General features: G+C 44.1%; 17 protein-coding genes. 8 read left to right on the top strand and 9 right to left on the bottom strand.

The window, feature by feature from the left end:
- Nucleotide 1 precedes the first annotated feature (1 nt).
- Complete coding sequence (locus tag PN466_RS10330) at nucleotides 2-5746, bottom strand: type I polyketide synthase (RefSeq protein WP_271939373.1); 5745 nt, start codon at nucleotides 5744-5746, stop codon at nucleotides 2-4.
- A 329-nt stretch (nucleotides 5747-6075) separates the two neighbouring features.
- On the opposite strand from PN466_RS10330, the gene PN466_RS10325 reads away from it, so the two are divergent.
- From PN466_RS10325 to PN466_RS10315, 3 genes are all read left to right on the top strand, one after another.
- A complete protein-coding gene (locus PN466_RS10325) occupies nucleotides 6076-7341 on the top strand; it encodes an aspartate aminotransferase family protein (protein ID WP_271939371.1) in 1266 nt (421 codons plus the stop codon).
- Nucleotides 7342-7557: 216 nt separating this feature from the next.
- Entirely contained in the window at nucleotides 7558-8751 is a 1194-nt protein-coding gene (locus PN466_RS10320; protein WP_271939370.1) for an NAD(P)/FAD-dependent oxidoreductase, read from the top strand.
- A gap of 18 nt (nucleotides 8752-8769) precedes the next feature.
- The gene (locus tag PN466_RS10315) at nucleotides 8770-9486 is read left to right on the top strand and encodes an HAD-IA family hydrolase (protein WP_271939369.1); all 717 of its coding nucleotides are present in this window, start codon (nucleotides 8770-8772) and stop codon (nucleotides 9484-9486) included.
- Here PN466_RS10315 and PN466_RS10310 read toward each other — a convergent pair.
- The 4 genes from PN466_RS10310 to PN466_RS10295 all read right to left on the bottom strand — a co-directional run bounded on the left by PN466_RS10310 (nucleotide 9463) and on the right by PN466_RS10295 (nucleotide 13323).
- The gene (locus PN466_RS10310; RefSeq protein ID WP_271939366.1) at nucleotides 9463-10248 is read right to left on the bottom strand and encodes a cobyrinic acid a,c-diamide synthase; all 786 of its coding nucleotides are present in this window, start codon (nucleotides 10246-10248) and stop codon (nucleotides 9463-9465) included. The two genes, PN466_RS10315 and PN466_RS10310, sit on opposite strands and share 24 nt — an antisense overlap.
- 165 nt (nucleotides 10249-10413) lie before the next feature.
- Nucleotides 10414-10809, bottom strand: coding sequence for a VOC family protein (locus tag PN466_RS10305; RefSeq protein WP_271939365.1), 396 nt, complete (start codon nucleotides 10807-10809; stop codon nucleotides 10414-10416).
- 144 nt (nucleotides 10810-10953) lie between these two features.
- A complete protein-coding gene (locus tag PN466_RS10300) occupies nucleotides 10954-11577 on the bottom strand; it encodes a Uma2 family endonuclease (RefSeq protein ID WP_271939364.1) in 624 nt (207 codons plus the stop codon).
- A 117-nt stretch (nucleotides 11578-11694) separates the two neighbouring features.
- Nucleotides 11695-13323, bottom strand: coding sequence for a S8 family serine peptidase (locus PN466_RS10295; RefSeq protein ID WP_271939362.1), 1629 nt, complete (start codon nucleotides 13321-13323; stop codon nucleotides 11695-11697).
- Between the two features lie 391 nt (nucleotides 13324-13714).
- On the opposite strand from PN466_RS10295, the gene glmM reads away from it, so the two are divergent.
- On the top strand, nucleotides 13715-15163 hold the full coding sequence (gene glmM / locus PN466_RS10290; RefSeq protein WP_271939361.1) for a phosphoglucosamine mutase: 1449 nt from the start codon (nucleotides 13715-13717) through the stop codon (nucleotides 15161-15163).
- A gap of 109 nt (nucleotides 15164-15272) precedes the next feature.
- Here glmM and PN466_RS10285 read toward each other — a convergent pair whose 3' ends face one another.
- Nucleotides 15273-16166: a helix-turn-helix domain-containing protein gene (locus PN466_RS10285; protein ID WP_271939359.1), complete on the bottom strand. Its 894-nt coding sequence runs from the start codon at nucleotides 16164-16166 to the stop codon at nucleotides 15273-15275.
- A gap of 120 nt (nucleotides 16167-16286) precedes the next feature.
- On the opposite strand from PN466_RS10285, the gene PN466_RS10280 reads away from it, so the two are divergent.
- Nucleotides 16287-16964 (top strand): isochorismatase family protein, encoded by a 678-nt coding sequence (locus PN466_RS10280; RefSeq protein ID WP_271939357.1) that lies wholly within the window; start codon nucleotides 16287-16289, stop codon nucleotides 16962-16964.
- Nucleotides 16965-17087: 123 nt separating this feature from the next.
- Nucleotides 17088-18176, top strand: a complete 1089-nt coding sequence (locus tag PN466_RS10275) for an alkene reductase (protein WP_271939464.1) — start codon at nucleotides 17088-17090, stop codon at nucleotides 18174-18176.
- Nucleotides 18177-18286: 110 nt separating this feature from the next.
- Here PN466_RS10275 and PN466_RS10270 read toward each other — a convergent pair whose 3' ends face one another.
- The 3 genes from PN466_RS10270 to PN466_RS10260 all read right to left on the bottom strand — a co-directional run bounded on the left by PN466_RS10270 (nucleotide 18287) and on the right by PN466_RS10260 (nucleotide 19797).
- Nucleotides 18287-18583, bottom strand: coding sequence for a hypothetical protein (locus tag PN466_RS10270; RefSeq protein WP_271939356.1), 297 nt, complete (start codon nucleotides 18581-18583; stop codon nucleotides 18287-18289).
- Nucleotides 18584-18666: 83 nt separating this feature from the next.
- A complete protein-coding gene (locus PN466_RS10265) occupies nucleotides 18667-19050 on the bottom strand; it encodes a hypothetical protein (protein WP_271939355.1) in 384 nt (127 codons plus the stop codon).
- Nucleotides 19051-19248: 198 nt separating this feature from the next.
- Entirely contained in the window at nucleotides 19249-19797 is a 549-nt protein-coding gene (locus PN466_RS10260; RefSeq protein ID WP_271939352.1) for a PadR family transcriptional regulator, read from the bottom strand.
- Nucleotides 19798-19899: 102 nt separating this feature from the next.
- Here PN466_RS10260 and PN466_RS10255 point away from each other — a divergent pair, with 102 nt between their 5' ends.
- Both PN466_RS10255 and PN466_RS10250 read left to right on the top strand, forming a co-directional pair.
- The gene (locus PN466_RS10255; RefSeq protein ID WP_271939351.1) at nucleotides 19900-21276 is read left to right on the top strand and encodes an efflux RND transporter periplasmic adaptor subunit; all 1377 of its coding nucleotides are present in this window, start codon (nucleotides 19900-19902) and stop codon (nucleotides 21274-21276) included.
- 112 nt (nucleotides 21277-21388) lie between these two features.
- Nucleotides 21389-24478 carry an efflux RND transporter permease subunit gene (locus PN466_RS10250; RefSeq protein WP_271939348.1) on the top strand — a complete coding sequence of 1030 codons (3090 nt, stop codon included), beginning with the start codon at nucleotides 21389-21391 and terminating at the stop codon, nucleotides 24476-24478.
- Nucleotides 24479-24521: the final 43 nt, after the last annotated feature.

Genomic DNA, 24521 nt, shown 5'->3' with positions numbered 1-24521 from the left:
TTTAGCTTTCCTCCTTCAGTAAAGCTTGAATTTCTTCTAACTCTGAAGCAAGCTCACTATCAATTTCTCCTTCAAACTCCGTTTCTATCTTCTGGGGAGGAGCGATATTGTCAATCTCTTCAACCCCAATTTCTTCCTCTGGCTCTTCAGAGAAAATTTCTTCAATCAAGTATTCAGCTAAGTCTTTAATATTAGACTTTTCAAACAAGGTGGCTGTGCTGATCGAGAACCTAAAAGTAGCCGTCAACCGATTTCTTAACTCAACCGCCATCAAGGAATCCATCCCCATTCGGAAAAATCCTAATTCGGGATCGGGAAGTTTGGATTTCGATAACCCGATAATCTTAGCGACATCAGTTTGCAGATGCTCGATCAGTATTTCGAGCCGTTCGCTTTCTGGAACTTCATAAAGTTGTTGTAACACTTCGGATTTCTGTTCCGAAGAGCGTTCTCTATCTGTTGCTTCTGAGTCCAGGGAAATTTCGGACAGAAATGACCGTTTACCTCCGAGTTCATAGAGATCCTTAAATAAATCCCAATTGATATCTGCGACTACGGTTTGAGGACTATTGCTGGCTAAGACTTTCTCCAAAGCGGCGATCGCTCTTTCTGGCTCTAGAGGTTTTACGCCCATTTGGTTTAACCAATCCATGGACTCTCCTGCTGCCATTCCGCCTCCTGACCAAGGCCCCCAATTGATGCTATAGGTTGGTAATCCCAGAGATTGGCGATAATCGGTTAATCCATCCAGAAAATGGTTAGCTGCTGCATAATGAGCTTGGCCTTTAGAACCCCATACTGAGGCAATGGAGGAGAAATTCACAAAAAAGTCTAGCTCAAGCTTCTGAGTTAATTGATGTAGTACCCATCCTCCTACTACTTTGGGACGCAATATGGCTTCAAGTTGAGAAATTTCCATCTCCTTAAGCAGGTTAAATCCTACAAGTCCTGCTGCATGAATTACTCCTTTGAGAGGTGGCATTGTTTCTTTCACTTGCTTGAATACCTTCTCCATATCTTTTTGCACAGATACATCGGCTTGAGTTACAACTACCTCTGCTCCTTGCTTGCGTAAACTCTCAATTCTCAATTGTGCTTGCTCTGATGGCTGAGAGCGACTGATTAACATTAGATGTTGACATCCCTTCTCTACCAGCCATTGACCTACACTCAATCCTAATGCGCCTGTGCCCCCAGTAATTAAATAACTTCCTTCCTCACTCAAGGATACGGGTTTAGACTCTGCTAAAAGTTGTCTTTCTAAACGAGCTACATAGATTTCTCCATTCCGAATCGCCAGTTGATCTTCTTCTGCTTCCTCTTCTAGAACTTGTAGTAGGATTTCTGCTTCACTTGTGGAAGATTGGCGATCTAAGTCTATTAATCCTCCCCATAATTGAGGATGTTCCAAAGATAAGACTTTTCCGAGTCCCCAAAGTGGGGTTTGGGCTATTGCCACTTCTTCGGAAGGCAGGATTGACTGGGAACCTTGAGTCATTAACCACAGTTGAGGTGAGGATGAGTTCCAGTGTTTTTCCATAGCTTGCACCAGATGCAAGACGCTACCACAACCATTCTTTTGTCCTGACTCTAAAGCTGACTGCGTGAGTTGTTGAGAAGGTGTAGTTTCCAGACTCCACAAGTGAATGATTCTCGGACTTTCCCCAACCTTTGCCTCTTGGCAAAAACGCTCAAAATCGGCTGGATTAGATGGGTTTAGCTCCCAACTTCCGGTTTCCTTTGGATTATAGGTTTCCCCCATAAATACCGTCAAACAGCGATCGCCTCTTTCTTCCAAGCTATTTTTCAGTCTTTCCCCTACACCCTCTTTATCGTGGTCACTGAGCGAAGCCGAAGTGCTGAAGATGATCCAAGTTCTTGGCTGCGGTCTTTTTTTCTGCTGTTGCCGAGCGCCTACTTTTTGCCATTCTATGCCATAGAAAAATTGTTGTAATGAAACATCAGAGTAACGTAGGGGGTTCTGTAGAATTTCTTGGTTCCACTGGTAAATTTCGTCTACTGACAATGAATCTTGCTTTTGGGCTGTCATGACTACATAGCTGACTAGCCCCTTACGCAACATCTTGTAGAGGTTGTCATAAGATTGCAGCCCGACTCTGGCATTCTCGTTTAAATTACTTTTTCTACATACATAGTCGAGATTCTCTGGGAAATTAGGATCGTCTAAACCATTAGCCATCTCATGACTAATATCTACATAACGGATGATTTTAATATGACTTTCTGATAATAGATACAGCCACTCTTGTTGAGCGATCAGATAAGATGAATGAGCATCATAATCAATGTTAAATGAGGCATTAGAGATAAAGTCTGATATTACGAAATGACCCTTGTCATTTAAGTGATTCTTGATATTTACAAAGAGTTCCTTTTTCTTCTTGATGTGACAAATAACTTCAAATCCATATATCAAATCGTAATGATCTGGAAACTCATCCTGAGAACTATCTCCATTAACAATTCTTGCCCGTTCTTCTAGGTTTAATTCACGGATTTTTTTGTTTCCTAATTCTACTTGCCCTTCTGATATTGTATAGCCACAAAGCTCTAAGTGATTATACTTCTGACCTAAAGTCATTAAATCAGTTCCATGGCCACAACCAATATCTAGAACTTTACGACAAGCAGAAAAATCGACTTTCTGCCAAGCTATATTTCTAATCTCTTGCTGGGCTGTTGATGCTAATTTGTGATATCTTTCTTGTATTTTTAGTTTGGCAAAAAATAGAACCCATGAAAATCCTTTGATAATCCCTGGCAAAGGAATGTAGTTCAAAATTGCTTCTTCATCTGTCAACGAAGCTAACTCATCATAAAAGTCACCCACTACATCACCCTGGTCTTGCAGGTGCTTTTGATACTTAGCTTTCAAAATACTTAACAACTTAGGTAATACTTTTTCTTCATCTTCTGTTAATTCTTCCGATAACTTCAGCTCTTGAATTAATTCCTCTGAATCCCCTCGACTAATGAGTTCAAGAAGTGAATTTGAACTTTGATCAGTCATATTCCGATCTTGATTCTCAGAAGGATCTATCCAATATCTTTCTCGCTGGAATGGGTAGGTGGGCAACGCAACTTTCTGATTCGTATAATCTTGATTAAACCCAGACCAATCCACCTTGAAACCTTTGACATACAATTGTCCTAAGCTTAATAGCATTTGCTGCCATTCTTCTACTCCAGGACGTAACGAGGGCAACCATACTCCCACATCTTCTGGTAAACATTGTCTTCCCATTCCTAACAATATGGGTTTGGGACCAATTTCTAAGAAAACTTTATACCCTTCTTCATGGAGAGTTTTTATACTCTGGGCAAATTTCACAGGTTGTCGGACATGATTGACCCAATATTGAGCAGTTGCCATGTCTGCATCGACTTTTTGACCAGTGACATTTGATATGACGGGTATCCGAGGCTGACTATAGGTGACTTCCTGAGCGACTGCTTCAAACTGTGCCAACATAGGCTCCATTAGTGGGGAATGGAAAGCATGGGATACTTGTAAAGGCTTGGTTTTAACGCCTTGTGATTTCAATTTACTAGAGAGGGTTGCGATCGCCCCACTCTCCCCAGAAATCACTATACTTTCCGCCCCATTTATGGCTGCTATTGTTACTTGGGAATTCGATTGTGCGATCGCCTCCCTAACTTGAGATTCTGATGCCATCACTGCCACCATCTCTCCACCACGGGGTAACTGTTGCATCAACCTTCCCCGCATGGCAATTAATTTTAGACCCTCTTCTAAACTAAAAACGCCTGCCACTGTTGCTGCCACATATTCTCCCACACTATGTCCCATGACTGCATTGGGTTTAATCCCCCAAGATTCCCATAACTTAGCTAGGGCGTATTCCAGAGAAAATAAAGCGGGTTGCGTATAAGCCGTTTGATCTAATAAAGAAGCGCTTGACTGAGAATATATAACTTCTAATAGAGGGATTTCTAGATATTCTTTTAGAATTTCATTGCATTGGTCTAAACTTTCCCGAAATAGGGGTTGAGTCTCATATAACTGTCGTCCCATATCCACATATTGAGACCCCTGCCCAGTAAACAGAAAAGCAATCTCTTTCTCCTGGCTTTCTGCCTTTCCTCTTACCACACCAGTTCTTTCATGATTCTGAAGGAAATCGGCTATTTTCTCCTGTAAATCGCTGTTTGAATCTGCTACTATGGCTAATTTTTCTGCAAAATGTGTCCGCCCCGTATTGGCACTGAAGCAGATGCTTTGTAGTGATTCTTCAGGCTTTAATTCTAAATGAGTTTGGTATTTTGTTGCCAGATCTCTCAGGGCTGGCTCTGTCTGTGCTGATAAGGACAAAATCTGTTTTGGACGTTCGAGATGGCTATCAACTTTGACTGCTTCTCGGTATTCTTCCAATACAACATGAGCATTAACGCCACCGATCCCAAAAGAACTTAAGCCAGCACGTATCGGGATCTCTTCTCCCGATTCATTTTTTAATCGCTTCCACGCTTGATTTTCCTCTAGCATATAGAACGGAGTATCTTTAAGGTTAATGCGTGGATTTAAGGCTTTGAAGTTCACTATGCGGGGCAGTTTTTTGTGCTTCATTGCTAATAGGACTTTGATTAATCCCGCAATTCCTGCTGCTCCTTCTAAATGCCCAATATTGCTTTTTACTGCTCCTATCCCACAGTAGGGTTTCTCCGTTTTTTTAACTCCATACTGTTGATAAAGTTGTCTGTAGGCTCTTTTCAGGGCATTAATTTCTATCGGATCTCCCAATGGTGTTCCTGTTCCATGAGATTCTATGTAAGATACTGTATTGGGAGAAATATTGGCTCTGCTATGGGCTGAACGAATGACTTGAGCTTGGGCATAGACATTGGGGGATGTGATCGTTCTGGCTTGTCCTCCGTGATTAATCGCACTTCCTTGAATGACACCATAAATGCGATCGCCATCTTCTATAGCTTTGGTGAGAGGTTTTAATAAAACGACTCCTGCACCTTCTCCCCTAACATAACCATCCGCATCACTACTAAATGTTCTACATTGTCCTGTGGGCGATAACATGCCCAGTTGACTCATCTGGATGTAGGTTGTTGAAGTAAATAACACGCTCAGTCCACCGACCAATGCCATGTCACATTCTGATTCTTTGAGAGATTTCAGGGCGTAATGAAGAGCAACCAGTGAGCTTGAACAGGCTGTATCTATCGGAATACTTGGGCCATGTAGGTTAAAAAATGAAGAGATGCGGTTGGGAATCATACAAGTCCAAGTACCTGTTCCACTATGACCTTCTACATTCTGTTGATCTTGGTTCATCAACAGAATAGAGTCATAGTTGCACGCCCCGATAAAAACACCGATATCTTTTCCTGAAACTTGGGAGAGGGAGTAACCTGCATCTTCGATACAAGACCAGGTCAATTCCAACATAATTCTATGTTGTGGGTCTACTTTTCCTGCTTCTCGGGGAGAAATACTAAAAAACTCAGCATCAAACTCATCTATCCCTTCAACTAATCCGCCCCACTTACTGATTGTCTTATTCGGTTGATTAGGAATAGGAGAATAATGCTTTTCTACGTCCCACCTTTGGGGCGGAATTTCACTTATACTATTGACTCCTTTTTCCAAATTTTCCCAATATTGGTTGTAGTCATCAGCTCCAGGAAACCGACAAGCCATACCAATAATTGCAATATCAGCACCATTCTTCTGTTCAATGGAATATTTCATAAACTCAACTGATTCCTGATGCACTGGAAAAACGTTTTGATTTAATTTTCGATCCACATTAGAAGAGCCAACAATACAATGATAACTATAGGATAGCTTCGCTATTGAGTTGCAATTGTATTCTGGATCTTGAGACACTGTAACATAAGAAGCCCTTTCTCCTCACTTCTTAACGAAAATTAACAATTGATTGTCAAGAAGTGTTGACAAAAACTCGAGATTACTTAATTTCAAGGCTACCATGGAGTATTTGGGATTAGCTTTAGGGCACTGAAGTTACTGCAAATCCCTTGATAATGCTGTGTCCTTTTGATCTAGAGGAACTAACTGTGAGTCCAGAAATTTTAACCCCGACCGATGCCCCCCCAGTTTCAGAAAAGGCTTATGATCCATCAGAGTTTAATCAGTATGTAATGTCTACTTATGGGCGGTTTCCGATCGCCCTAAAACAAGGAAAAGGTTGCCTGGTTTGGGATACTCAAGATCGAGAGTATTTAGATTTTGTGGCGGGAATTGCCACCTGCACCCTCGGTCATGCTCATCCAGCTTTAGTGGAAACAGTAGTACAACAGATTAGCAAGTTGCACCATGTCTCGAATCTGTACTATATTCCTGAACAAGGGGCATTAGCCCAATGGTTAGTTGAGCATTCTTGTGCCGATCGCGCTTTTTTCTGTAATTCTGGTGCGGAAGCCAATGAAGGTGCGATTAAATTAGCGCGCAAATATGCCCATACGGTATTGCAGATTGAAGATCCGATTATCCTGACAGCAAAAGCGAGTTTTCATGGTCGTACCCTAGCCACTATTACCGCAACCGGTCAAGCTAAATATCAAAAAGGGTTTAGTCCCCTGGTTCCTGGATTTGCCTATGTGCCCTATAACGATTTTGAAGCCGTAAAAGAGGCGATCGCCTCCCTAGATACCTCAGAACGGCGTGTAGCTGCCATTTTACTGGAACCTTTGCAAGGTGAAGGAGGGGTGCGTCCTGGAGAATTGGAGTATTTCCTGCGCTTGCGCCAGTTGTGCGATCGGACCGGAATTTTGCTGATTCTGGATGAGGTGCAAGTGGGAATGGGACGTACGGGAAAACTGTGGGGATATGAGAATTTGGGTATCGAACCGGATATCTTTACCTTAGCCAAGGGGTTAGCCGGTGGTATTCCCATTGGTGCTCTGCTCTGTAAGCAGTTCTGCGATGTGTTTGAACCGGGAAACCATGCCAGTACGTTTGGCGGTAACCCCTTTGCTTGTGCCGCAGCACTAACAGTCTGCCAAACTCTGGAGCAAGAGCGGTTAATTCAAAATGTGCAAGAGCGGGGCGAGCAACTGCGGAAAGGCTTAAGGGCGATCGCCGCTAAATATCCCCAACTCATTGCAGAGGTGCGCGGATGGGGCTTAATTAACGGCATGGAACTGCAAGCAGAAAGTCCTTTAACCTCGATTGAAATTGTCAAAACAGCTATGGAACAAGGCGTTTTATTGGTTCCCGCAGGGCCGAAAGTAGTGCGCTTTGTGCCTCCGTTAATTGTGTCTGCGGAGGAAGTAGATCGGGCAGTTGCTGAGGTAGACAAAGCGATCGCCAGCCTTGCATAAGCGGAATTTCCTGTAGGGACTTTCTGGCTGGAAAGCCCCTACAACATGCGCATTATCTATAATTGGGTTAGATCTTTTGCATAAGTGGGCAGAAAATCAGTTGTAATACAGTCTAATGCTCATGCACCCATGTATTGCAACCTATCTGCTCTATTCTCTAGCGCGAAGCGCTGTATCCTGTAAGAAGTTCTCTTGTAGATGTCCGAGTCTTCTGTTATGTCACAACAATCTACACGCATTTGTATCCTCGGTGGTGGTTTTGGCGGGTTGTATACTGCCCTACGTTTGAGTGAGTTGTCTTGGGAGGGACAGGAAAAACCAGAGATCGTTTTGATCGATCGCCAAGACCGATTTTTGTTTATGCCCCTATTGTATGAATTGATTACGGGCGAAATGCAGACTTGGGAAATTGCTCCCCCTTATGCAGAGCTGTTGGCAGACACTGGAGTCAGGTTCATCCAAGCAGAGGTCAGTCAAATTAATTTGGAGACTCAAGACGTTACCCTAGACTCAGGACAGGTTCTGCACGGCGATCGCATTGTGTTAGCGTTGGGCGGAGAAACCCCCCTAACTTGGGTTCCTGGATGTCAGGAATATGCCATTCCCTTTCGGACGCTCGAAGATGTCTATCGCCTAGAAGCCTGTTTGGGTACTTTGATCGCATCGGAAGAAGAGGTTATTCGGGTGGCGATCGCGGGTGGGGGCTACAGTGGCGTAGAATTAGCTTGTAAATTAGCCGATCGCTTGGGTGAGCGCGGACGTATTCGTTTAATTGAAAAAGGGGATTGCATTTTAGCCAACTCTCCAGAGTTTAACCGCAAAGCAGCCGAAGCCGCCCTAAAACAAAAAGGAGTGTGGATTGATTTAGAAACCACCATTGAAGCGATCGCCCCTGATTCCATTTCCCTATTGTATAAAGGTCAAGAAGATACGATTCCCGTCAATATGTTGTTGTGGACAGTGGGAACCCAAATTCCGCCGAGTATCCAAGGTCTAGAGCTGAAAAAGAATCCTCGCGGCCAGATTACCACGACAGCCACCCTACAGGCGATCGACTATCCCCATTATTTTATTCTGGGTGACCTTTCCGACTGCTGCGATGCTGAGGGTCAAGTCTTACCGAAAACTGCCCAAGCAGCCATTCAACAGGCAGATTATTGTGCCTGGAATATATGGGCCTCTTTATGCGATCGGCCCCTGCTCCCAGTCCGCTATTCTCACCTCGGTGAAATGATGGCTCTTGGTATCGATAATGCCACCTTAACCGGTTTAGGACTTCAGCTCGATGGCCCCCTGGCCCATGTTGCCCGTCGTCTCGTTTATCTCTATCGTCTGCCCACCCTAAACCATCAATTAAAAGTCGCCTTTAACTGGCTTACCCAACCCTTACAAGAGATAATGTTAAATTAGATCATCAAAGGCATCACTATGTCAAAACCAAAGGTTATCTTTTTAGATGCTGTGGGTACGCTCTTTGGAGTACGCGGCAGTGTAGGAGAAATTTATAGCCAATTCGCACAAGGATTTGGAGTTCAAGTTTCTGCCGATCTGATCGATCACACGTTTTTCGAGAGTTTTAAAAAGGCTCCACCAGCCGCCTTTCCAGACATCGATCGTCAAGAGCTACAGTCCCATGAATTCGACTGGTGGAAGGCGATCGCCTTTGCCACCTTTGAACAATCTGAGGTCATAGATCAGTTTACTGATTTTGATCGGTTTTTCAATGAACTCTATCATTATTTCTCTACCTTCTATCCCTGGTTTGTTTATCCGGATGTGAAAATTGCCCTCTTAAGCTGGAAAAATCAAAATATTGAATTGGGGGTGATTTCTAACTTTGATTCTCGTTTACATAAGGTTCTCAATGCTCTAGGTCTACAGCATTTCTTTCAATCGATTACCATTTCTACAGAGGTTAGTGTAGCTAAACCGAACTCCAAAATTTTCCATACTGCCCTCGCTAAACATGGTTATAAACCGCACCAAGCTTGGCATATTGGCGATAGTTACGAAGATGATTATCTGGGTGCAATTGAAGCGGGTTTTTCCCCTATTTGGCTGCAACGTCAATCCCAACATCCAGAATTATTTAAGGTGGCGAAAGGCAAGGTTTGGTCAGGGTTACAAGCTACGGCTTTCTCTTAGAGATAAATCCGACATTAAGGGAGTTTCTATCTCTTCTTCTTCACTGAAAATATAATCGGAGTCAAAGATAAAAGCATTGTGATGACGAATGACAGAAAATCCTAAGTTCGTGACTGTTTCAGTCTTAAATGTCGCCATAACTAACTCCCATGCTTTCTTATCCGAAACTTCTGGCTTTTGGACAAAAAAGTTCCGCTTGGCAAAAAATAGACGCTCATCTTTGGGCGTAATAATATGGTTGATTTTATGGGTATATTGAATTGGTTTAATATACGTCTGAAGGAACCACTCTTGATTGATTTGCATCAAATAAAGTCGTTCATGCTGTAGCCAACTCATGCGAAATATCATCAACAAAAGTTCAAATCCAAGAGTGTAAGTGAATACATTCTTCTTTTCCTGTGGATCGACAACCAGTTGCAATACAGATTCGAGAAATATTTGCGGTTCACACCGCAAATCGTGAGCAGAATGAATATAAAATTGCCGGATATAAATCCTTAATTGTTTTTCATTCAAGACTCTAGGAATTTGAAAGATCTGTAAATAATGTTCAACTTTTTCTTTGGTTTTTTGATCTTGAACTAATTTAGCGACAATACCATCAGCCGTATATTCATCTAAAAATTCGGCTTGCACTTCTGATGGGGCAGATAGTAATAGATGACACAGAGATAATACATATCTTCTCTGTTGCCAAGACAAGCCTTCAGTCCATTGCCGGGCTTCTGAAGGCAATTGGGAAAGAATTGATTGCATCATGGGTAGGGGCGCGATCATCATATTGAGGAAGAATCTGAGAGAATTCAAGATACAGCGCTTTATGCTGTAAGTAAGTTATACTTAATAGAATCCCGTAAAGGAGTAGGGGAATACCCCCTCAGCTACAGCAGGATTGTTTCCTTCCCCATCTCGTCTTCATCTTCCTTATCTCTCTATCTCTCCATCCCAGGACAATCTCGAAATTTGTTGTAACTCTAGAATATTGCCATCCGGATCTTGGGTAAATAGGGCGGATCGTCCGGATGAACTCAGTTTAAAGTTACACCCATAGGCGATTAATTGTTGCTTCACTTCCTCTAGGGAATCAATTTCAAAGGCAATATGGGCATTGCGCCCCCATTTTTCCGGATTCCATCGGGTAATTTCTACGTCAGGGTGCATCATTAAGTGCAGTTGATAGTGTCCAATCTGATACCAAATACCGGGGAATTTCAGTTGCCGATCGATTTTGGTTAAACCGAGAACGCTACTATAAAAATGTTCGGCTTTGTCTAAGTCAGATACTAAAATAGCGGTATGCAAAGATTGTATAATTTTCATTGATTACCCCAATTGCACAATAGAGACAGCAATTTCGGCGACAAGAGATCTCCCAACCTCACTTTTTTGAGTTGGCGATAGCCAGAAAAAGTGAGATTTAGGGGGATCGAAAGGTACATCATAGCAGAAGAAAGTGCTGTAATTCTAACCGAGTTGGCGTTGAATCCAACGGCGGAAATCTTGGATGAGGTCTAAATATGCTTGGTTACCCACTTGGGCTAAAAATTGGCTGATTTCAGTCATATCAATACCAGGAAAGGCTAAACTTTCTTGGGTTAACTGATACTGGCGATCGCTCAATACATAAATCTCAAAGGACTCACCATCATAACGCCAAATCTCGGAGACTCCTAATTGAGCATAAATGGGTAGACGGTTCATGGAACTGCTGGTGATGTCAATTTCAATGACTAAATCTGGCGGAGGATCGATCGCCAAATCAATCCGATTTTTCCCCTCGATAGTGCTTAAGTTTTGGATATAAAAGCACTCATCTGGTTCTGCACCACTAACATCTGGGTGTTTTAAGGTGATTGAACCCAGGGGTTCGATGTTCAGGGTTAACTCTTCGGCTAGAGTTTCTACAAACCTGCCGATAACTCGTTTGTACCGTTCATGTTCGAGGGAAGGAGCCATGATTTGCAATCTGCCGTGATAGTATGTTAGCCGTAAACGGCGATCGCTCAATTCTTGCAGTAAGCGATCGTAAGTCTGCCAACTAATACCGGACAAGTGAATTAATTCTCTAGGGGGAGCCAGGGAAGTCATATCAATTAAAAATTCAATTAAAAATTAAAAAAGGGTCTGGGTCGTTGGTGGGCAGGAGAAGAAGCCATATTATTCAACGTCTAAAACCCTTACCCTGCCCACCCTACAATGATTGACTTAGTTGTTAGCCGGTGTGGTCCACCAGGCGATCGCATAGGGTTGCGCTGCCTCATTCACCTGCTGACGATAGTAGACGCGAATTTTATACTTGCCTGCGTGGGGAATGCGATAAAATACATGTTCTACACTATCAACCTCACTGATCGAAGACCAAATACTATCGCGTACATCCGTAGACTCAGCGGGCATCAGAAATACATCTAAATTATTCAGTCCCCGGTCTTCAAAGGTTTCTCCAATATCATACGCCTCATTTTGATTGTGGTCTTGAAGTTCTACTAAACGATTCCAAGCGAGGGTAACACTGAGCATACTCCCCTGTTGTAAGGGTTCTTGCAAAATATAATCCTGATAGCTGCCAGCGTTCTCAATTTGGTCATAATTCCAACCCATTGCCGGAACTGGATTCTCTGGAGTCCACTGACCCGCACTAAACTGTTCATAAGCACGACTGGCATTTAAATGACCTGCACCCATTTGAATATCCAGGGGAATGCGGGCATCATGATAGGCTTCTGAAGTGAGCCAAGACTGATGCTGTTGATTGTACAAGGTGCGTGACATGCCCAGATTGAAGCCATTGCCCAAATCTTGAATCTTATCGGCACTATTGAGTAATACGGCTTTCATGACCTCTTGCTGACGAGCGTCGATTGTCCATGGGGAACTAAGTTCGGATTTTAAGGGATCGGCTTTCACCTGAGCCAATTGGCGATCGCCATATTCTTGTAATAATGCTACCGTTGCTGTTGCATGGGGAGCGGCAAAACTCGTGCCACTCGAATACCCTACTGTACCATCTAAATTAATTAAAGGAACCTGATGACCTGGAGCAACCAAACCAATGGAGCGCCGATTATTCGTATTGGTTTCGTAGCCAATAATCCGACTGGGATTACCCAAACTTGGATCGCCAATATTGGCAAAATCTATTTTAGAATAGCGATCGTTGTAAAGCTTCGAGAATGCCACCGTCACCCCATTGTAGGTATCCGTAGGAATGGAAATGCCTCCTCGACCCTGATTCCCGGCAATCACATAAAACACATTATGCACGCGTGCCGACCAATCAATACATTGGGTTAACAGTGCATTCCCATCCAGTAGAGGATTCGGCCGGGGGTCTTGATTCAAAGATTCTCCAAAACTAAAATTAATTGCCCGCAAATCGCCACTATTTTGCATCGCCAGATGTTGAGAAGCGAGGCATTCCTCTGCTTGGCCGCTGCGTCGTAAAGAACCGACAGCCGTGGAATACAGCCGCGCATCCGGAGCTACTCCAGGATACTGTTTATTCGAGCTAATCATCACACTGGCTACATTTTGGGCATGGGGGTCAACATGCTTATTGTGTTCGGCAAAGGCATCTCGAAAAAACACCCGCATGGGGCTGATGGGCTGATTCGAGTCAATTTTCTTATCGATGCCAAACATCCCAGGACGACCGATTTCCACTTGACCAATGGCGATCTTTTTCCCCGTTAAGTTATATGGTAAATCATGCAAGTTTTGAGCCTCAATTCCTGCATCTCCCACTGAGGATCGCAGCAGGGGAAAAGCAAAGACCGGAATGCCCAACCCAGAAATCGCTAGGGTAAATAGTACGAATCTTAGCTTGTGGATCATCGGTTATGACTCCTATGGATGGGTAGTGTGGCTTTTTTGATGGTTAATCCCTAATGTACCAATTGATTTTGGCGATCGCACTTTTGTCTGCCCTCCACAACTTGCTTACCCCCTTAGCAGGTGACTCATACCCATGGACTGACTTCTGCCAGGAACCGAATCAGTCACAAAAATCAGCTTCTGGACTCGCTCGATCCGGATTTTTCCGTCTGCCAGTGAAGAAAAAAACTAAGTATCTAGGCCTAGGTTAGGGAGCGTGAGAGAATAGGGCAAACCTAAACCGGGCAGAAAAAGCGCTTTTAAGATTACGGGTTATCCATGACCCATAAGCAGAGCAAAAGCGCCTATGATATTCTCCAATGATAGTGTGTTGTGTGGAGTGTTCTTAAAAATGGTTCAATCTTTATCCAAACCTCAAACGCCGATCGCCAGTAGTCCAGAAATTTCACCCCTCAATCCCCTCTGGAACCCGCTCAATTTACCTCCTTCTCGCCTATTTGGGACGGATGGCATTCGGGGAAAAGCTGGGGACTTGCTCAATGCTCCCTTTGCACTTCAGTTGGGATTTTGGGCGGGACACGTTTTGCGTCCTCAAGGGATCAGTTCTGGCATTGTGATTTTAGGCCAAGATTCACGGAATTCTAGTGATATGTTGGCCATGTCCCTGTCCGCCGGATTGACGGCAGCAGGGCTAGAGGTCTGGAATGTTGGATTGTGTCCGACTCCTTGTGTTGCCTATCTGACGGCAGAGACAGAGGCGATCGCCGGTATTATGATCTCAGCCAGCCATAATCCCCCCGAAGACAACGGTATCAAGTTTTTTGGCTCAGATGGTACAAAATTATCTCAAACGGTTCAGGGACACATTGAGGCGGCGCTCAGAGGACAATCACACCCCCATACCAGCACTCCTCACTGGGGACAACATTATCATCGCCCTGAATTGCTCAAACAGTACGCAACTGCTTTACATCAACCGTTGGTCAACACCCTGGATTTACAGGGAATGCGAGTCGTTTTAGATTTAGCGTGGGGGGCTGCGGTTCCCGTTGCGCCTGGGGTATTTGAAGATTTGGGAGCAGAGGTGATCTGTTTACACAACCGAGCAGACGGCGATCGCATTAATGTTAACTGTGGTTCGACTCATCTGGCTTCCCTGCAAGCAGCGGTTCAAGAACATAACGCTGACCTGGGATTTGCCTTTGATGGGGATGCTGACCGGGTGATTGCCGTAGACTCCGAGGGCAGACCGGTAGACGGCGATTATATTCTCTATCTCTGGGGATGTACTCTGCATCATGCCCAACAACTCCCCAACCAAACCATTATCTCCACTGTGATGGCGAATTTAGGCTTTGAAAATGCTTGGGCAAAACTGGGGGGTAAACTCGTACGGACTGCGGTGGGAGATCAGCATGTTCATGCAGAAATGGTAAAAAGTGGGGCCATGCTCGGTGGCGAACAATCCGGTCATATTCTTTGCCACCATTACAGTTTAACCGGAGATGGTCTACAAACCGCCCTGCACCTATCTGCCATTGTCCGTCAGTCGGGAACGAGCCTCACTGACTTGGTCAACCAAAGTTTCCAACCCTATCCCCAACTGCTTAAAAATGTACGGGTGGAAGACCGCCATACTCGTTTGAATTGGCACACGTGCCAACCCCTGCAAGAGGCGATCGCCCACGCGACTGAAGCCCTGGGAAACCAAGGCCGAATCCTGGTTCGAGCCTCCGGGACTGAACCCGTCGTTCGGGTAATGGTGGAAGCGATTCAAGATAATTTAGCCCTCCATTGGACAGACAACTTGGTGCAAGCCGTACAGCGCCATTTAGTATAGAAAAAAAAGGGAGTCTGATGCTCATATCATTTCCCTATGAGCCTGCACTTCATCGCCAGACTCCCTAAATCTTCTCCTGCTGTATACTCTGAAATCGTTAGGATGGAAATTAGTTGATTTTTTTACGATATTGATCGGGGGGAATCCCATGGGTTTTCCGAAAACTATTTGTGAAATGAGCTTGATTAGAAAAACCCGTCTCTTGAGCAATATCGACTAATGGTTTCTTAGAATTTTTCAATAAGCTCTTTGCTCTCTCAAGTCTTTGCTCAATGACAAACTGATGAACAGATTGACCAACAGACTGCTTGAACATCAGACATAAATGATTAATACTGACATTACAAGCAGAAGCAATCGCCGCTAAACGCAAGTCTTCACCCAAGTTATCTTGAATAAAATCAATCGCACAAGAAACATAGGCATTGTCAGGTTTCAGAAGTGTTGTCGTTTCTCTAAGCTTTGCACTTGAGTGATGCATCACTAAATACATCGCCAAACTATGAGTTAAGGTATCAATATAGGTTCTGGCATAGGGTGAACCGGATTCTAACTCTGCCAACAATTCTGTTACTACCGAAGAGAGAAAAGGTATACTCAATACTTTATGTTCAATCAAATAGACAGAATCTGGATCGCCTTTCACAAGATCTTGGCTGCATTCCTTGATTAATGAAGGAGGAATAAATAGATTGGCTGCGGAAAAAAGACTCAGCCATCGCCAATGGCGTGAATAACCTGCGGGCGTAATTGCAATATCACCTTGGTATAAAACCCGTTGCTTAGGATAGTTGTCCTGCCGGCTTTCATACTGAATCTTGGGACATAAACTCATAAAGAGAATATTCTCAGCTAACCCAGGTACATCGACTTCTCCTCCGGGTGGTAAAGAAAATTTGAGCAAAGTAATGTCTTGCCAACCTGCTAATTCACTATTTTGAGCTGGAGTGTGAGGAACTTGGTGGATAAATTGCTGAATTGAGATCAAGTCGGATGCTGACATGGTAGGCATTTACAAAAACTCACTATGATTGTCGTGCTTTTTTGAAAGACAAAGATTTTTCTTAATCGTAAGTTTGTATTTGACATAGATATCACTCATTTCTTAGAGAGATCCCTAAGTATGACTATCCATAACGCTTTTGCCGAACCGTTGACCCCTGATAATGCGGCAATGATCTTGATTGATCATCAAGTCGGTCTTTTCCAGTTTCTGCCTTCGGTGGAGCCACTTAAGCTAAAAAATAATATTATTGCACTTGCTAAAGTTGCCAAGCGTTTTAGCTTACCCACCTTGTTAACCACCAGTTGGCCTCAAGGCCCTAACGGTCCAACTATGCCAGAGTTGGTTGACCTATTTCCAGATCAGGAAATTATCGATCGCGATACGGTAAAATTTTGGGATCATGCTCCTTCTGTTGCTGCCATTGAAAAGATGAATCGTCAGAAGTTAATTATTGCAGCCCTAGATACGACCACTTGTCTTGCTTTTGCAGCCATTTATGGTGTGCAACAAGGTTACGATGTCTATGCTGTAGTGGATGCATCTTCAACCTTTGATCTGTTAAATCAACAGGCGGCGATGATGCGGATGTCTGCTGCCGGTGTAGTCGTCACCACTTGGGTTCCGGTGTTAGCTGAACTGGCGAATAACACCGTTAAGAATGGTTTTCATATTGCTGATTTACTGGCGGAACATACTGGCAGCTACCAGGGTGCTTGGAATAACTTTGTTACAACTTCTAAAACAGCCGATCTAGTGCAATCGCAGTTAGATGAAGCACGGAATACGGCCAGATAAGATCCGATCGAACCGAATGAGAATGTAATAGATAAAACACCAGCCCATAAATTCAGAGGCTGTTTTTAATGCTCAATCAATGCCCATCAATAATTGTCTACCTGTGAAGTGACCCTTGATATCATGTTTATTGATTTGCTCTCCCCGTTCCAACTGGGTCAATATACCCTCAATAATCGAATGGTGATGGCTCCCATGACTCGTCTACGGGCTATCAACTCAATTCCAACACCTTTGATGGCAGAGTATTATGCCCAAAGAGCTTCGGCTGGTTTAATTGTCACTGAATGCACGATGGTTTCTCCATTGAGCAATGGATACATCAATTGTCCTGGCATCTATTCTTTACAGCAAGTTGAAGCTTGGAAACAAATTACAGAAGCTGTTCATGCCAAAGGAGGTCAAATATTTCTACAGTTATGGCATAGTGGACGAGTCGCTCATCCCTCGCTATTAAACGGAGAAACACCGATTGCCCCCAGCGCTATCGCCGCCAGAGGAACACTCCATACCCCCATTGGCAAGGTTGCTTTTGAAAAACCACGGGCGCTTAAAACAGAAGAAATTTCTAACCTTATCGAACAATTTCGCCAGGGAGCCGAATACGCTCAACAAGCGGGATTTGATGGGGTTGAACTTCATGCTGCATTTGGTTATTTGATCGATCAATTCTTACAAGATGGCTCTAACCAACGGAGTGATCAATATGGGGGATCGATCGAAAATCGTGCCCGTTTTCTCTTAGAAGTAGTTGATGCAACGACAAAAGTCTGGGGAGATAATAAGGTAGGGATTAAACTCTCACCAAGCAACACATTCTATGGAATGTTAGATTCCGATCCAAAGCGTACTTTTACTCATGTCTTAGAGGCTCTTAACGACTATGCCCTAGCTTATGTTCATTTGATGGAGCCAAATGAGATTGATTTGCAAACTCGCGAGGTTTTAAATCCTGTTCTACCTATGTTTCGGCCAGTGTATAAAGGCTATTTAATCACGAATGGGGGCTATACTAAAGAGTCTGGTGATGCGGTCATTAAGTCTAACCAGGCGGACTTAGTTTCGTTTGGCAAATTATTTATTGCTAATCCTGATTTGCCCTATCGCTTTAAACATGATGCTGATTTGAATGAACCCGATCCTAAAACATTCTATGGTCGGGGAGTTGATGGGGCTGAAATTGGCTATATTGACTATCCAGCGGCTCCCTAGAGCGCTTTGCTTAAATCCAATCTACGCTAAAATTCACCTTCAGGGATGAATTTTTCCTGCTCTGAATTTTCAAGCATGAAATCTCGAATAGCTTCTAGCATGGCAATAAATCACTTATTATCGCCATGCTTATCGGATTTTTTTAGGAGTTGTATTTGACGATCTATCTTGTCAATGTCATCTCTAGTTAATATAAGCACATCTCCAGGCGAATTATTTATACTTATATTGAAATTTATATATTCATAGTTTTCTCCTGTCTCATTCTCAACATATCGAATCATATGATACTCGCCAATTCCCAACTCAGTACTAATTCTGTACATTTCTGAGGCTTGAGTACCCAATCCATATTTCCAGACAATTTTATAATCATCATTAACCTTGCAATTGATATATCTACCCATAATATCTTTACCCTAATCTTATTCAATAATTTCTGATATCCAACGATCCAGATAACTGGCAAAGCCGAAGGGTTTGTCAAGATTCATCGCTTAGTTCGATGTACGTATTTGAAATTATTTCGATATTTTTCAATGTGATGTAGGAACAGCTTTTCATACATTTCATGGTGAATTCCGAGGATTGTAACATAGCACTCTTCAAGTTCTAAGCAGTTTTCAATCACCGATCCCTGCCCTGATAATTCAAAACCGTCTGGATGAATTACCCTAACCACCCCAGGTTCATGACAGTTTGTTACACCATCAGTTGATTGGGTTGATTCTATCTGGAGCAGCCTTGATTCGAGCACTCGAATGGAAATGTTATTCAATCGAATCAGACCAGATGCAACACCCATCGGAGGATCGCCTGATTCAAGAAGGGAAGTTCCAATTTCTTGCTCATTTATGAAGATCTTGTACAGCATTTCTCTCTTCTATGAGGTACAGCTTGAAGCCTTAGAACCTAAGCCATACAAGCTATTGCAAAGCAAGCCTATTGCCTAGCGCGAAGCGCTATACATACTATACATCTAAGTATCTATGAGGCAGCACGGGCAAGATAACTCCGGTATTGCAGGTGTCATTCAATAACTACCAGATACCACTCTAGAGAATAGATCGGATTAATTATAATCTTGTACCATCTGTTCCAGAAACTCCATGACTTCATCGCACCATTCCACCCATTCTCGCTCGTAACGGATACCTCGGCGTAAGGTAAGATAGCGGAAGCGATCGCCGACAGAAGGATTCTGGCAATCTTGATAGAGGATTTCTTTTTCTAAATAATGTTTTAATTGAAGCTCGTGAATCTCCTTGCGATGCTTTATTTCACGGATAAGTAATTTGCGATTACCATAAGGTCCAGCTAACACTTTCACCAGTAAATCTTCTCGAATGGGTGTCGGAGTCGTCGGTTCTGCAAACCAGCGTAATAACTGCACTTTCCCTTCAGCCGTGAGGTGATACACTTTCTTATCCGGTTTTCCAGGTTGGATAATAGTTTCATAATTAACCCAACCTTGATCCTCCATTTTGCTCAGTTCCCGATAAATTTGCTGTTGACTGGCTTTCCAAAAACAACTCACTTGCTCGTCAAATTGTTTACTGATGTCGTAACCACTTTGAGGAGCATGGGCAAGCACGGTCAAAATTGTGTGAGCAAGGGCCATAAATTTCGCATTGACATATCCAATAAGTTGAGTATAACCTGAAAGAGAATAGGCAACAAGTTGAATATCACTTTGTTGTACAGAAGAGGATGGGAGGCGAACATGAGTGCTGATTTTTCCGATTCATCGAAGAGCTTATCAGAGTCAGTTGTATTAATAACGGCTGAACACAATAAAGATTCTGAGGATGGTATCGCCACAGTAGATCGCCCACCACCCAAGCGGTGGCGATGGTTAATCGTCTTGTTACTCTTGCCTTTAGGGGTGTTTTTAGGGCGATCGCTCTTAAATCGTTCTCCAGTCAGCCAGGCAGAACCGATCATTGAAGAAAAACAATCACTACCTGTACAAACCGAAAGTGCAGAACTGATTTCTAGCTATACTATTAAACGAAGTTATACCGGTGAAATTGTCGCCCGTCGCCGGAGTGAATTGGGTTTTGAGCGATCGGGAACGGTAATTAACCTGTTTGTTGATGAAGGCGATCGCATCAGTACTGATCAAGAAATAGCCCAGTTAGATATCCGTACCCTAGAAGCCGAGCGTCAACAACTCCTGGCTCAGAAAGCAGAAGCCAGAGCTACTCTGCAAGAACTTCGCAACGGTGCGCGAGCGGAAGATATTGCTGCTGCCCGCGCTGCTTTGTCTGAAATTGAACAACAACTGTTCCTCGCCCAACGTAAAACCGAACGACGTAGAGAACTATATTTAGAAGGGGCAATTTCCCGCGAAGATTTCGATTTAGAAGAGTCTAATGCTTCAGCTTTAAGCTATCGCCTCAATCAAGCGCAAAGCGATCTAGATGCTCTGTTAGCTGGAACTCGGACAGAACAAATAGCCGCTCAAGTGGCGCGAGTGCAACAGTTAGAAGCCAGTTTGCAAAGTTTAGAGGTAGAGGTGAGTAAAAGTGTGATTCGCGCTCCCTTTGATGGACGAGTGAGCGATCGCTTCATGGACGAAGGAAGCGTAGTTAGTCCCGGAACTCCGGTTATTGCACTGATCGAACAAGGTAGCTTAGAAGCGCGCATTGGGGTTCCCAGCAACACCGCCAATGAACTCAGAATTGGTGCAAACTATCCCATTCAAGTCGCGAACCAATCCTATCCTGCCACCCTCACCACCCTACTTCCAGAACTCGATAGCGCCAGTCGCACAGCTACTGCGGTTCTCGAATTTTCCCCCAATTTTGACCTTAGAGTAGGCGAAACTGCCCAATTGCTCTGGAATGAAACCCAACCCATACAAGGCTTTTGGGTTCCTTCCACTGCACTGCTACCTGGCGATCGCGGATTATGGTCAATTTACGTCCTTGGTGAATCGCAAGGAAATAATCTTTACAGGGTGGCTCGTCGAGATATCGAAGTTCTGCATACCGAAGGCGATCGCACCCTTGTTCGCGGAACCCTGCAAAGCGGAGATCGAATCATCACCAGTGGAACCCATCGCATCGTCTCCGGACAAAAAGTGAGTATCAATTAAGAATTCGGGGAACAGGCAATAGGCAATAGGCTTTCTGTTGTTCAACATCCCATCCCCGTGTCTGGAGTGTCCCCGCGTCTGCCCCATTCCCCATTCCCTCCCCCACTTCCCCATGATTTTCTATCGCAATAAACAACTCCTCATCCTCTCCTTAATCCTCATCATTGTTTGGGGGATTTCTTCGTTCTTTACCTTACCGCGAATGGAAGACCCTCAACTTGTTCAACGGTTTGGATCGGTGACCACTTTCTTGCCCGGAGCTACACCCCAAAGAGTTGAATCCTTAGTCACTGAAAAAATAGAACAGGAACTGCAAGAAATTGAAGAAATTGATACTTTAGAATCCACCTCAACTACCGGTTTATCCTTTATCAAGATTGACCTCAAAGAAAACATTATCGATGTCGATCCCGTTTGGTCAAAAGTACGGAGTAAACTAGAAGATGTTTCTGTGGAGTTACCAGCAGGGGCGAGCGATCCAGAATATCAAGATACCGATCCTTCTGCTAATGCCTTAATTTTGGGATTAACCTGGGAACTTGAGACCGAACCGAATTATACAATTTTACGTCGCCTAGCTGAAGGACTAGAAGACGAATTACGGACTATTCCGGGAACGGATACAGTGGATATTTTCGGTGTGGCCGAAGAAGAAATTCAGGTGGATGTTAATGCAGTAGACTTGACACAATTGGGCTTGACTCCTCAAGAATTAGCTCAACAAATTCTAGCCAGTGATGCGAAGGTTTCAGCCGGACAATTTCGCAGCAGTGAAACGGAATTATTATTTGAAGTCGATAGTGAATTAGACTCCTTAGAACGGATTCGGCAAATTCCCATTCAATTGGGCAATCAAGGGCAAATTACCCGACTTGGAGATCTTGCCCAAGTGACCAAAGGATTAGAAGATCCGCCCACAGAATTAGCGATCATTAATGGTTATCCTGGAGTTTCTGTGGCGGCAAAAGTGGAATCTGATTATCGTGTCGATCTTTGGACAGAAGATGCTCTGACTCGGTTGCAAAGTTATCAGGATAACCTATCCGATGGCATCGGTTGGGTGACCATTTTGGATCAAAGTAAATACGTGCAACAGCGCTTAGATGGTGTGATCCGTAACTTGATCCTCGGATCTTCTCTGGTTATTCTTGTCTCTCTGGCGATCTTGGGTTGGAAATCAGCCTTAATTGTTGGTTCAGCTTTACCCCTGGCGACATTAATGGTGTTTGGGTGTATGAAGATTTTAGAGATTCCCTTACATCAGATGTCCATAACCGGGATTATCATTGCCTTGGGGTTGCTGATTGATAATGCGATTGTGGTGGTAGATGAGGTACAGATCCGCTTGCAGGAAGGAAAAGCACCCGGTAAAGCTGTGCAAGAAACGGTGAACCATTTGTTTATTCCTCTGCTGGCTTCTACTCTGACGACGGTGTTAGCGTTTGTACCCATCGCGACTTCTCCGGGGGGGACAGGGGAGTTTATTGGGGCAATCGGCATGACCGTAATTTTAGCGATTATTAGTTCTCTCTTTTTATCTTTAACAGCGATCGTAACTCTGGTGGGGCGGTTGCACTATTGGCAGCCTCTCCCGCAAAACTGGGGTTGGTTGCAACATGGGTTTAGCCATCCATGGTTGGATAAGGTTTATACGATAACTTTAAATCAACTGTTTCGCTTCCCCTGGTTGACGATTGGTTTGGCGATGATTTTGCCCATTTGGGGCTTTTCCCACTTTGCGACGTTAGAGCAGCAATTTTTTCCCCCGACGAACCGTAATCAGTTCCATATTGAGTTTGAGTTACCTTCGCAAACGGCGATCGCCGAAACCCAGAGGCAAATTCTGAGGGCGCGAGATTTAATTTTGACCTATCCTCAAATTGATGAGGTGCAATGGTTTCTCGGTAAAAGCGCCCCAACTTTTTTCTATAATGTGGTTGCCAATCGGGAAAATGCGTCCCAGTATGCCCAAGGGATTGTACAGTTAAACTCGACGGAAAATTTACGGCAAACGATTCAACAGTTGCAACAGGATCTCGATGCCACGTTTCCAGAAGCACAGGTTCTCGTAAAACAATTAGAACAGGGACCGCCCTTTGATGCGCCGATCGAGTTGCGCTTGTATGGCTCAGATTTAGGGGAGTTGAGACGGTGGGGGAATCAATTGAGGGCGGAGTTAAGCCAAATTGAAGATGTAATTCATACCAGTGCAGATTTAACGGAAGCCTTACCCAAATTGGCGCTAACCGTTGATGAAGTACAAGCGCGTCGGGTAGGCTTGGATAATCAGGCGATCGCCCAACAACTCGATAGCAGTTTGCAGGGTTCTGTCGGCGGTTCGATCCTGGAAGCAACGGAGGATATTCCGGTACGGGTACGGGTATCCAATAGCACTAGAGGAAATCTAGATCGGGTGTCGGCGTTGAATTTGGTGGCTCCTCAAACGGGTGAAACCCTTCCCCTCGATAGTGTGGCGACAGTGAACTTTGTGCCGGATGTAGCCACGATTGCCCGTTACAATGGAGAACGGATTAACACAGTGCAAGGGTTTATTACGGCTGGAGCCTTACCTGATACTGTATTACAGCGATTTGAAAACCATCTGAAGGAGATTAACTTTCAACTTCCTCCTGGGTATCGAATCAGCTATGGAGGCGAAGCCGATGCACGGGGAACCGCGATCGCCAATTTATTCTCAACAGTAGGCGTTTTGGCAATTCTGATGTCAGCCACCCTGATATTATCCTTTAACTCCTTTCGGTTAGCCCTCGTCATTGGAACCGTGGCGATCGCTGCGGTAGGATTAGCCCTATCTGCACTCTGGGCATTTAATGCCCTATTCGGATTTACCGCAATTTTAGGTACATTAGGATTAATTGGTCTCGCAATTAACGATTCCATCGTCGTTTTAGCCGCCTTGAGAGAACATCCAGAAGCTCGCTATGGTAATCGTAAAGCCACGGTTTCAGTCGTCTTCAAAGCCACACGCCATGTGATTGCCACCACGTTAACGACCATAGTGGGATTCATACCCCTGTTACTCGATCCTACTGGATTTTGGCCGCCCTTAGCGATCGCGATCGCCGGGGGATTAGGCGGTGCAACCCTACTCGCCTTATACTATATTCCCTCAGTCCATCTCTTACTCTATCGCTCCCGATCCAAAATTCCCCATCTTATCGCGCGAAGCGCTGGGGAATAGGGAATGGGGAACAGGGGCATATAGAGCGAAGCACTAATTCCCT

Source organism: Roseofilum reptotaenium CS-1145 (genome assembly GCF_028330985.1).
GTDB classification, from domain to species: Bacteria; Cyanobacteriota; Cyanobacteriia; order Cyanobacteriales; family Desertifilaceae; genus Roseofilum; species Roseofilum reptotaenium.
Note: the sequence above shows the minus strand (reverse complement) of the source record. Positions and strands in the feature narration are given on the sequence as shown.